General features: G+C 43.5%; 9 protein-coding genes. 3 read left to right on the top strand and 6 right to left on the bottom strand.

Annotation, left to right across the window (positions count from 1 at the left end; genetic code table 11):
• Window positions 1-946: 946 nt before the first annotated feature.
• Together I4V44_RS13215 and I4V44_RS13210 are read right to left on the bottom strand one after the other, a co-directional pair.
• Window positions 947-1,222, bottom strand: a complete 276-nt coding sequence (locus I4V44_RS13215; RefSeq protein ID WP_196002835.1) for an acylphosphatase — start codon at window positions 1,220-1,222, stop codon at window positions 947-949.
• A gap of 247 nt (window positions 1,223-1,469) precedes the next feature.
• Window positions 1,470-1,988, bottom strand: a complete 519-nt coding sequence (locus tag I4V44_RS13210; protein ID WP_022379958.1) for a nitroreductase family protein — start codon at window positions 1,986-1,988, stop codon at window positions 1,470-1,472.
• 218 nt (window positions 1,989-2,206) lie between these two features.
• Between I4V44_RS13210 and I4V44_RS13205 the strand changes: the two genes are divergently transcribed.
• Window positions 2,207-3,403, top strand: a complete 1,197-nt coding sequence (locus tag I4V44_RS13205) for a DUF4317 domain-containing protein (RefSeq protein ID WP_022379957.1) — start codon at window positions 2,207-2,209, stop codon at window positions 3,401-3,403.
• On the top strand, window positions 3,393-4,193 hold the full coding sequence (locus I4V44_RS13200; RefSeq protein WP_055058659.1) for an HAD family hydrolase: 801 nt from the start codon (window positions 3,393-3,395) through the stop codon (window positions 4,191-4,193). Before I4V44_RS13205 ends, I4V44_RS13200 begins: the two co-directional genes overlap by 11 nt.
• Window positions 4,194-4,381: 188 nt before the next feature.
• Here I4V44_RS13200 and I4V44_RS13195 read toward each other — a convergent pair whose 3' ends face one another.
• The 3 genes from I4V44_RS13195 to pth all read right to left on the bottom strand — a co-directional run bounded on the left by I4V44_RS13195 (window position 4,382) and on the right by pth (window position 9,744).
• Window positions 4,382-5,623: a peptidylprolyl isomerase gene (locus I4V44_RS13195; RefSeq protein WP_243280278.1), complete on the bottom strand. Its 1,242-nt coding sequence runs from the start codon at window positions 5,621-5,623 to the stop codon at window positions 4,382-4,384.
• A 122-nt stretch (window positions 5,624-5,745) separates the two neighbouring features.
• A complete protein-coding gene (mfd, locus tag I4V44_RS13190) occupies window positions 5,746-9,063 on the bottom strand; it encodes a transcription-repair coupling factor (RefSeq protein WP_055152781.1) in 3,318 nt (1,105 codons plus the stop codon).
• A gap of 99 nt (window positions 9,064-9,162) precedes the next feature.
• Complete coding sequence (pth, locus tag I4V44_RS13185) at window positions 9,163-9,744, bottom strand: aminoacyl-tRNA hydrolase (protein WP_008707705.1); 582 nt, start codon at window positions 9,742-9,744, stop codon at window positions 9,163-9,165.
• A gap of 63 nt (window positions 9,745-9,807) precedes the next feature.
• Here pth and I4V44_RS18585 point away from each other — a divergent pair, with 63 nt between their 5' ends.
• Complete coding sequence (locus I4V44_RS18585; protein ID WP_420314761.1) at window positions 9,808-9,915, top strand: DUF6783 domain-containing protein; 108 nt, start codon at window positions 9,808-9,810, stop codon at window positions 9,913-9,915.
• On the opposite strand, the gene I4V44_RS13180 is transcribed toward I4V44_RS18585, so the two are convergent.
• Window positions 9,908-10,858, bottom strand: coding sequence for a TIGR03943 family putative permease subunit (locus I4V44_RS13180; protein WP_008707706.1), 951 nt, complete (start codon window positions 10,856-10,858; stop codon window positions 9,908-9,910). The genes I4V44_RS18585 and I4V44_RS13180 overlap by 8 nt on opposite strands.
• Window positions 10,859-10,878: the final 20 nt, after the last annotated feature.

Raw genomic sequence — 10,878 nt, 5'->3', positions numbered from 1 at the left:
CGTTTTACTGTTTTTGGTTTTTCAAACCGTTCTTAAAAATGTAAAGAATTTTCGAGAATCGTATGTGTTTCACTGTTTAGTTATCAAGGTTGTCTGTCTTGCGACAGCTTGTTTACTTTATCACATCTCTTTTTCTTTGTCAAGCACTTTTTTCAAGTTTTTTTCAAAGTTTTTCGAACTCTTCCGGATTTCCGAACTGTTCTTCCGATCAGTGATTGTCGGCTCTGTTCAAGCGACTTGGTTACTTTAACATATTCATTTTAAGTTGTCAAGCACTTTTTTTAATTTCTTTTTTCTTTCAGAAATTGTCTTAAATTGTCTCTTTTCAAGAAACAATTATTTCCGACAGCTCAACTAATATAACACCGAAAGTTCACTATGTCAACAGTTAATTTCATAATTTGACAAACTTTTTATATTTTCACCCTAATCTCCACTAAATTCCCAACAGACATCCAGTCTATCTGACACCGGAATTCCAACCATCCTCCCCATCTATCCTTCCTATATCATGCAGCATCCATATACCATATATACACAACACCCCAGTTTTTCCTTCCCCTTCATACTATATATAGGAAACTTTTCTATTCCGCAAAACTAACAGACCACCATCTCTCTTCTCTTTCAGCCACCAGTCACAGCCAACAGCCAGCAGCCCCAAACAATTCTCTTCGGCGACATTTGCAGGGCCTTTAGAAAATCTTAGCCCGGGAAGATCAGCGTTATTCGCAGATCACTCACTGTCTGAGCCGCTTCGCGGCGAGTTTGAGTTATCTGCGAATGCTTTTAGCTGATCTTCCCGGGCTTAGTTTTTCTTAAGACCCGAAACCGAGCCGAAGAGAATTGTTTGGGGCTGCGTCCCCCTTTAGCAGATTTCCTGAGGTTTAGCTTTTCTTAAGATCCGAAACCAAGCCAAAGAGAATTGTTTGAGCTTGCGTCCCTTTCATCTGGAATAAAACCCACTCTCAACCTCCACCGGAATCACCCTCTCCTCAATCCCCTCAATCTCAATAAACCTCTGTCTCCCCAACATCTCCACCATCTGCGCAAGCAGCTCCCTGCTCCCCTGCGCCTCCATCTCCACGCGCTCATCCCAGTTATTTCTCACCCAACCGGTAACCCCCAGAGAACTGGCAATATAACAGGCCCGATAGCGAAATCCAACTCCCTGCACTCTCCCCGAAAACCAATAATGCTTCCTTATCAGATTCTCTCTCATCTCCGAACCCTTCCCATCCTGAACATCATGCTTTTTCCAGACTCCCCGGGCTTTCTCATACTCCTCAGCAATCTCCTCACCTGTCTCAGAATCCTGCAGAAACGTTCTGTACTTCTTTCTCTTAAAATCAAATATACTCAACAGCAACCCTCTCTCACAGCTACTGTGCCGGCAACTTGATTTCCCGAACATTCTCATATCTTTCCTGCCAGCCTGTTTCAGGAATCACTCTGCCGCCACACTACAATCACACCCTGATCACAAATCCGTCTTTTCTCGCTTTCGCTTTCGGATATTCCCCGGAGCGATAACCAAGCACACAATGACCAATTCCAACATAAGACTCCGGCACACCCCACTCTGCCTTCAATGCCTTTCCTTCTTCAGAAGCAAACACCTCTCTTGCACGATGAATCCAGCAGGAATCAACCCCAAGGGCATGAGCAGCATTCATCAGATTTCCCATAACCAGACTTCCATTTTCCACACATGTAGGCATATTACTGTCTGCAAAGACCACAACAACTGTCGGTGCCCCATAGAACGGATCACTCTCAGTCCCCATCACATCCGCATTCATTTTAGAAAGCTTCGCAACAAGTTCCGGATTCTGTGTTACTACCATAAGTGTACCCTGTTGTCCCATTCCGCTTGGTGCGTATTCCCCTGCTTCAAGAATTTCATTCAACACTTCTTCCGGCACCAGATCTTCTTTATAACCACGTACACTTCTTCGCTCCAAAAGATTTTTTATTGTTTCATTCATGTCTCATATCCTCCTGTATTTATTTTCATCACTGTCAAAGCAACATTACTGTCCACCCCGTTCTCAGCAACACAGCCAGGCAACAATATCTTCCTATATTATAGCACTACATCTACCAAAACTCACCTGTATTTCCCATAATTTTCAGGCAATTTTCCTTGCCCCTGCATCACAACTGGTCTATAATAAAGAACAGACTAACATGAGGTATAAACTATATGAACAAAAAAGAAATTTCTGAAATCAAGAAACAGTTCACTCCCGAGAACTGTTCTCTCACCCGCATCTGCGGATGTTACGTTGACGGAGAAAAGAATAAAAAAACCGAACTGAAAGAAGCATTTCTCTCTTTATCAGAAGAAGAAATGTTCAAATACTTTGAAATTTTCCGCAAATCCCTTTCCGGAACAATAGGAAAAAATCTGATGAACATGGAATTTCCTCTCGAGCAGGAAACTGAGGGCGGAACTCAACATTTTCTTATGAAACTGAGAGAAAGCAAACTGACCGATGATGCACTGGTAGAAAGTTTCTACGATAAGATCATTGAAAACTATGATTATCCCGAAAACTACTACATCATCCTGATCCATGGAGTATATGATATCCCCGGAAAGTCTTCCGACGGTGCAGAAATGTTTGATGCATCTGATGAGATTTATGAGCACATCATGTGCTGTATCTGTCCTGTAAAACTCTCTAAGGCAGGTCTTTGCTACAATGCCGAAACCAACAGCATCCAGGACCGTATCCGCGACTGGATCGTGGAACTTCCGGATGTTGCTTTCCTTTTCCCGCAGTTTAACGACCGCAGCACTGACATCCATGGTGTCCTTTATTATAGTAAAAATGCAAACGAGCTTCGGGATATTTTTATCGATGAACTGCTTGGATGTACAGCACCTCTTTCTGCAGGAGGACAGCGTGATTCCTTTAACGCACTGGTTGAAGATACTCTGGGCGACGACTGCAGATATGACACTGTATTAAGCATTCACGAGAAATTAAACGACCTGATCGAATCACAGAAGGATGAGCCGGAACCTGTAGTTCTGACCAAATCTGAGGTAAAACGCCTCTTTGAAGAATGCGGCGTAGAAGATGAAAAACTACAGTCATTTGATGAACAATACGAGATCACAGCCGGGGAAAAATCCTCTCTGGTTGCTTCCAACATCACCAATACAAAAAGATTCGAGATCAAAACCCCGGATGTTGTAGTCCACGTAGATCCTGAACGTGCCGATCTTGTGGAAACACGCGTAATTGACGGACGCAAGTGCCTTGTGATCCCAATGGAAGGCGAAGTTGAACTGAACGGAATCCGCGTACATACAGGAAATGAAAATCCTTCTGATGACGAATTTTATGACAATACAGATACTGAGACAGAGGAGACATCTGATGGAGAATAATCGTAAACTCTTATTTTTTGACATTGACAAAACCCTGTTAACCCCTTACCCATGGACAGTTCCGGACAGTGCGAAACAGGCTTTAAAAGAAGCACGCTATAATGGTCATCTCCTTTTCATCAATTCCGGACGTACCTATACAATGATTCCGGAAATCATTAAAGAAATGGGATTCGACGGCTATGTATGCGGATGCGGCAGCCAGATTTATATGAATGAAGAGCTTTTGTTTTCCAGTTCTATTCCAAATCCGCTTTGCCGTAAAACAACAGAATTACTGCGGGAATGCAGAATTCCTGCGTTTTTTGAACGCCCGGATAAGATTTTATATGACAGCAGTTCATGTGCTGTTCCTGAAACTGTTCAGAAGCTGAAAGCAGAAGTTATAGTAGAAGATCTGGCTCTCTACCCGCCCGAAACATACAACCATTTTACATTTGACAAGTTTCTGGCTTTTCCGTCTGCTGATTCTGATATGGAAACTTTCCGCAAATTTGCAGATGAACATTTTCTGTGTTTCATACATGAAGACAAGGCATGGGAACTGACTCAGAAAAATCTCAGCAAAGCAACCGGAATCCGGTTTCTGGCAGACCGCCTTGGGGTTCCGGTCAAAGACACCTATGCATTCGGCGACAGCACGAACGATCTTCTTATGCTGCAGTTCGCCGGAAACAGCATCGCAATGGGCGACTCGGATCCCCTGATCCTGCCTCACTGCACTTACCAGACAACCGATATAGAGGACAACGGAATTGCCAATGCTTTGAAGCATTTCCATCTCATTTAGCAGAACATACAAAATAACGTATTATCATATCTCTATTTATCTGTGTTATTTTTGCATATTTAGGAGAATGATTTCGGATTTATTTAAACTTAAAAACAGCTATGTGAAAACACTCAGGTTTTCATCATAGCTGTTTTAATTTACAATACTCAATTCCTATCAGCAAGCTACTGACAGTTCGGATTTTCTTATTTAGCTGCTTCTGTCGGTGTTGCTTCCGGTGTTTCAGTAGTTTCTGCTGCTTCTTCCTCTGCCGCCGGAGTCTCTGTTGTCTCTGTATCCTCTGCTGCAGGTGTTTCTGTAACTTCCTCTGTTTCCGGTGTTGGAGTTGCCTCTTCTGTCACTTCAGGTGTCGGTGTTTCCGGAACCGGGGTAGGAGTCGGTGCCATGAAGGTATGTTTGTCAGTGATCTTAAGTGTCTTAATGACTTTCTTAACTACCTTTACATCTGCCTCATCCAGCCATTTAGCAGTTGTATCTGTAAAATAGGTACTTTCTTTGGAATTCTGAAGAGATTCTCGCTTGGAAGCTGTGGCATCTTCATCATTGATCTTGTCAAGTCTTACTACATAGTATCCTGTGTCAGTCTCAATAATATTGTCTGCAACTTCTCCGTCTTTCAGTCCTCTCAGAACCTTCAGAACCTCATCCGGATATGCCTCGCTGCCGGAATCTTCATCCTCGTCTTCGCTCTCTTTTGTTGTAAAATTACCCTGTACTGCAGAATAACTGTCATCTACACCTTTGGCAATCTCACTCATGTCTGCTGTAGGATCCTCTTTCATCTTATCCAGAATCTCCTGAGCCTGTTCTTTCTTAGTCTTTTTCTCCTCATCAGTTATATCATCACCGCTTGTAGAGATACTTACATAAGTGAAGGTTGTCTGATTCGCTTCATCATCAGAAACTGTGATCTTTCCTTCTGCTACAACCGGATCATACATCTTCTTCTGAATTGTCTGAAGCTCCAGAAGTGTTTTTACCTGATCTTCCGTTACCGCAAGTTCCTTAATTGTCTCTTCACTGTTTGCAGCCATAAACTGTGATGCTGCATCTGCGATCGCTGCTTCATCATCATCTGTAAGCTCTATGTTATAATCCGCAGCCTTCTCTTTGAGAATATACATCTTCTCAACAGACTCCAGACTGCTTGTCACTGCCTGATCACCATAAGTCTCATCTGAATCATCACCTGCTGTCTGATCCCAGATATTATCTGCACTTCCCATATAATTTAAATACATGGTTGTTGTCTGCTGTTGCTGTTCGCGGGCATAAAGACTTACAACTCCAAGCGGAATATCTGTTCCGTCAACAGTAGCCACTGTCTTTGTTCCATCTAATGTTTTACTTCCACAGCCGGAAAGCATACCAACTGACATCACACCTGCCAGTGTCACAACGGCTGTTCTCTTTACCATTTTTTTCATTTCTTCCTCCATATTATCAATCTGGTCTTTCTTCCATACCACTTTCCCAGAATGTACTGTTATTAGAGTATAAACTTTTTTCCTGCGAAGGGCAAGGCAAATCGAAAAATATGTAGTATATTTCACATATTTTCCGCCATGCTCTTAAGCTCCTCTGCAAATTCCGTCAATGCCAGGATCAGATTCCCCTGTGGTTCCAGGATAAATTTCGGTTCCTGCTCATTCTTAAACTGCAGACCTCTTCTGTATTTCTGCATAAGAGCCGGAAAGCCTTCTGTATTCAGTCTTGCTTTCTCATAAAGGGTAAACCGGACTGTTTTTCCAGTCTGCTTTATTTCCGTTACGTACCCCTGATGAGCAATCGCCTTTAACTTCGCAATCGCCAGAAGATTCAGCACTGCCTTTCCGGGTTCTCCGAAACGGTCCAGAAGTTCTTCCAGCATATCATCATAATCCTGTTGTGTCTCAATCCCCGCAATTCTTTTATAAATATCCAGCTTCTGAAATTCATTACTGATGTAGGAATCAGGAATATACGCATCAACATTCAGATCAACCGATGTCTCGAAATCCTCCATTGTATGAATACCCTTCGCCTCTTTCACTGCTTCATTGAGCATCTTACAATAAAGATCATATCCAACCGCATTCATATGTCCATGTTGCTGCGCACCCAGCAGATTTCCGGCACCTCGAAGTTCCAGATCTCTCATTGCAATCTTAAATCCGCTTCCCAGATCCGTATACTCGCGGATCGCAGCCAGACGCTTCTCAGCCGTCTCCTTCAGCATCACATTCTTTCTGTACATCAGAAACGCATAGGCAGTTCTGTTGGAACGCCCGATCCTTCCCCGAAGCTGATAAAGCTGAGAAAGCCCGTATCTGTCTGAATCATGGATAATCATAGTATTTACATTGGAAATATCCAGCCCTGTCTCAATGATCGTGGTGGAAACCAGCACATCAATATCCCCGTTTACAAAGGAATACATCACATTCTCCAGTTCCCTCTCACTCATCTGGCCATGAGCAAAATCCACCCTTGCGTCCGGCACCAGCTTCGCAATACGCAGGGCAACATCTGCAATATCCGTCACTCGATTATAAACATAATAAACCTGGCCGCCTCTGCGCAATTCCCTGTTGATAGCCTCTCGGACTGTCTCTTCATCATATTCCATAACATATGTCTGGATCGGCATTCTGTCCATAGGAGGCTCCTCCAGGACACTCATATCCCGGATTCCGATCAGGCTCATATGAAGAGTACGGGGAATGGGCGTTGCAGTCAGTGTAAGGACATCCACATCCTTCTTTAACTGCTTGATTTTTTCCTTATGCGTAACTCCAAACCGCTGTTCCTCATCAACGATCAACAGGCCAAGATTTTTGAACTGTACGTCTTTGGAAAGGATTCTGTGCGTTCCAATGATCACATCCACCTGACCTTTTTTCAGATCTTCGATTGCCTTCTTCTGTTGTGCCGGGGTCCGGAATCTGCACAATAGTTCCACACGTACCGGAAATTCCTTCATCCTCTGCACAAAGGTATTATAAATCTGCTGCGCAAGGATCGTTGTAGGTGCAAGATAAGCTACCTGTCTGCTCTCCTGTACTTCCTTAAATGCGGCACGCAGCGCCACTTCTGTTTTGCCGTATCCCACATCCCCGCAGATAAGCCGGTCCATAATCCTGGTACTCTCCATATCACGTTTGGCATCCTCAATAGCACTGAGCTGATCCTCTGTCTCTTCATATGGAAACATTTCTTCAAATTCTCTCTGCCATACAGTATCAGGACCACAGACATATCCTTCCTTTTCCTGACGCACTGCATAAAGCTCTACCAGTTCTTTTGCAATATTTTTAACTGCCCCACGAACCTTGCTCTTTGTTTTATTCCACTCCTGAGTACCAAGTTTGTTCAGCTTCGGAGCCTTTGAAGCATCTGCCCCTGAATATTTCTGCAGACAGTCAAGCTGAGTAGCAGGAATATAGAGATTGCTCCCGCCTCTGTATTCAATTTTAATATAATCTTTAACGATCCTGTCTACTTCAACTTTTTCAATTCCTCGGTAAATACCAAGACCATGCTTTTCATGGACAACAAAATCGCCAATAGAAAGCTCCGCAAAATCCTGAATACGGCTTCCACTGTAATTTTTTTTCTTCTTTTTTTTCTGTTCCTGTCCAAAAATGTCAGATTCTGTCATTACCGCAAACTTGATCAACGGGTATTCAAAGCCCTTCTTTGCATGGCCATAAACCACCATGATCTCGCCCGGACAGATCTCCCTGTCATAATCTTGTCCATAAAAGGCTGCCAGTCCCTCTTCCTGAAGATCCTTTGCCAGCCTCTCGGCCCTTGTGCGGGAACCGGAAAGCAACGCGATCCTGTATCCCTGTTTCTTATACTGATGAAGATCTTTTACCAGAAGTTCAAAACTGTTGTTATAAGCGCTGATTGATTTTACCTCCAGGTAAAATTTCTCCCGCACTTTCCAGCCTGCCTGTTTCGGTTCCAGCGCACATACAGAAATACAGTTGCGTTTATTCAGTTCTTTTTGAAGCTGTTCAAAAGAACAAAGCCAGTTTTCCGGCAGATTCCGGCTGCCTTTTTCCTCTCTGTGCATACGGCTCTGTCTGTACTCTTCTTCTACAGCCCCGCCTTTCTCAGTCAGTCGGTTTGGTTCATCCAGAAAGATTATGGTTCTTTCCTCCGGAAAATAATCCAGGAAGGAAACCATATCCTTGTCCCCTATATGCTCCACCGCCGGATAGATCGTAAGTTCTTCCAGATTTTCCAGAGAACGCTGACTCTCCGGATCAAAACTCCGGATAGAATCAATCTCATCTCCCCAAAGCTCGATTCTCCATGGATTTTCCTCAGTGAGACAGTAAATATCCACAATACCGCCACGCACAGAGAACTGCCCCGGCATTTCCACCTGTCCTACCCGCTCGTAACCTAAAGCCACCAGCTGGTTCTTCAGCTGTTCTGTGTCTACGGTGCTGTCACTTTCGTAATGAATCAGCTGTTCTTTTATCTTTTCCAGAGATTCCAGAAAATCCATACATCCGTCAATACTTGTAACAACTGTCAGTTCTTTCTCTTCCAATAACGCCTTAATGACCTTCATCCTCTGACGTATCAGCAGATTTCCATGGATATCTGCCTGAAAGAACAGAAGATCTTTCGCAGGATAAGAATACACTTTTCTGTCATAAAATCTGTAATCTTCATAAATTTCTCTGGCGCGGCGTTCGTCCTCCGCCAGGATCAGACGATAAGGTGCAATCCCGGAAAGTCCGTACATCAGATGAGATTTCTGCGATTCCATACACCCCGAAACCTGCAGGATTCCCTTATTCGTTTTGCTTTTTTCTTTAATCTGTTCAAACTCTGCAAGCCCCTGCAGAGGTGTTAAAAATGCTTTCATCTTCACCCCTCATGATCCTTCGACGTAATAAAAGCGGCTTCTGTTTCCAGTTACCGCTTTCTATACCTTTTGCTGAACAATCATCTGTTTCCTGTCTGCTTATTTCTGTACAGGTACTTTTCTGTTATATTCGTTCATGGCTGCATCTGTACCCTGTGAGATTATGATATCCACAGCCTTTGCCGCCTTTGCTATTGCTTCATCCACAAGTTTCCTGTCTTCTGTGGAAAATCTGCCAAGTACATGATCTGCCAGATCCCATCCCTTCGGCTTTGCACCAACTCCTACTTTGATACGGAGAAATTTCTCTGTGCCAAGCTGGCGGATAATATCTTTGATCCCGTTATGTCCACCCGCACTTCCCTGCTTGCGGATGCGAAGCTGCCCGGGTTCCAGATCAATATCATCATAAATAACAATAAGCTCTGATTCCGGATCAATTTTAAAATAATTCGCCATCTCACGAACAGGACCGCCACTCAGGTTCATAAAAGAAAGCGGCTTCATAAGAATCACTTTCTCTCCGCCGATCATGGTTTTACCGTACATGGCATTAAATTTCACACCACCCTGAGGGACATTGTAATCCTCTACCAGACGGTCAACGGTATCAAATCCCATATTATGGCGTGTTGCTTCATACTGTTTCCCGGGATTTCCCAGGCCAACTACTAAATACATATATGTGTCTCCTGCTTAATTTAACACCATTTCCCGGAATTACCATACCTGTCCTGATGTCAAATTTATTTTTTACATCCTCTAAAGTGTGTTCAAAAAACCAATCCTGCAAATTGTAACGCACGTCTTGCGGAAAGCATTTTTCAAACACACGCTAAGATAATTAATTAAAATATACCATCTCTTCCTTAAGCGGCTCGCATTCTTTCACATCACTTGCATAAAGAACAATGCCCTCACCCTGATATTCTGTACGGTTCTCAAATGCGACCTTCGCTGTTACTTCTACCCAGCTGCCCTCTTTGATATGCGGTGCATAATCGCTTCTGCACACGTATCCAAGGAAAGTGGTATCATCTGCGCAGCAGGTCATTGCCACACGTCCCGGAACAAAGAATTTACTTCCCATTCCACGTGGTTTCATGACACGTCCTTTAAAGCGGACAATTTTGTCTACATATTTATCCGGATTATCCATGGCATCCACAAACCAGATACCATAATCTTCCGGTGGAATCTCAATGATCGGTGCATTGATATCAAACGGCATCTCATCCTGGAAAATGTCATCCATCTCGCCCTCTTCATTTTCAAAGATAACCTCTGCACTCTGATTTGCGACCTTGATCCCTCGTCTGTATGCAGGAAGCGGATCTCCCTCTTTACAGCGGTTAAATACAACCATATCTGTATTTCTGATCATATCCATGAACAGAGATTTCATGTTTGCCATATAAACCTGATAAGTAGTTGCATCCACACAGGTAATCTCCTGCTCAATGCCCCAGCCTTCCGGAAGCTCCATCTGCTCAAACTTACTTACAAGCCACATTCCGTTATACTCGATCACAACACGCTCCGGCTGATGGATGATATCCATGGCAGCCAGACGCTGTGGTGTCAGATCTTCTTCATCCTCGATCACTTCCACAACTGTGTTTGTAAGTTTCAGTTTATCCATATCATATTCTTCTTCGCCTTCTTCGCAAAGGATCAACAGAGTTTTGCCGTCAATGGCAAAGTACTCCTGCTGCAGTGTAAAATCCAGGAAAGTAGTCTTTCCGCTTTCCAGGAATCCCGTAACCAAATAAATGGGAACTCTGATATCATCCATCATATAATTTATTCCTTTAT

Source organism: Blautia sp. 1001283B150304_161114_C9 (assembly GCF_015668165.1).
GTDB classification, from domain to species: domain Bacteria; phylum Bacillota; class Clostridia; order Lachnospirales; family Lachnospiraceae; genus Blautia_A; species Blautia_A wexlerae.
Note: the sequence above shows the minus strand (reverse complement) of the source record. Positions and strands in the feature narration are given on the sequence as shown.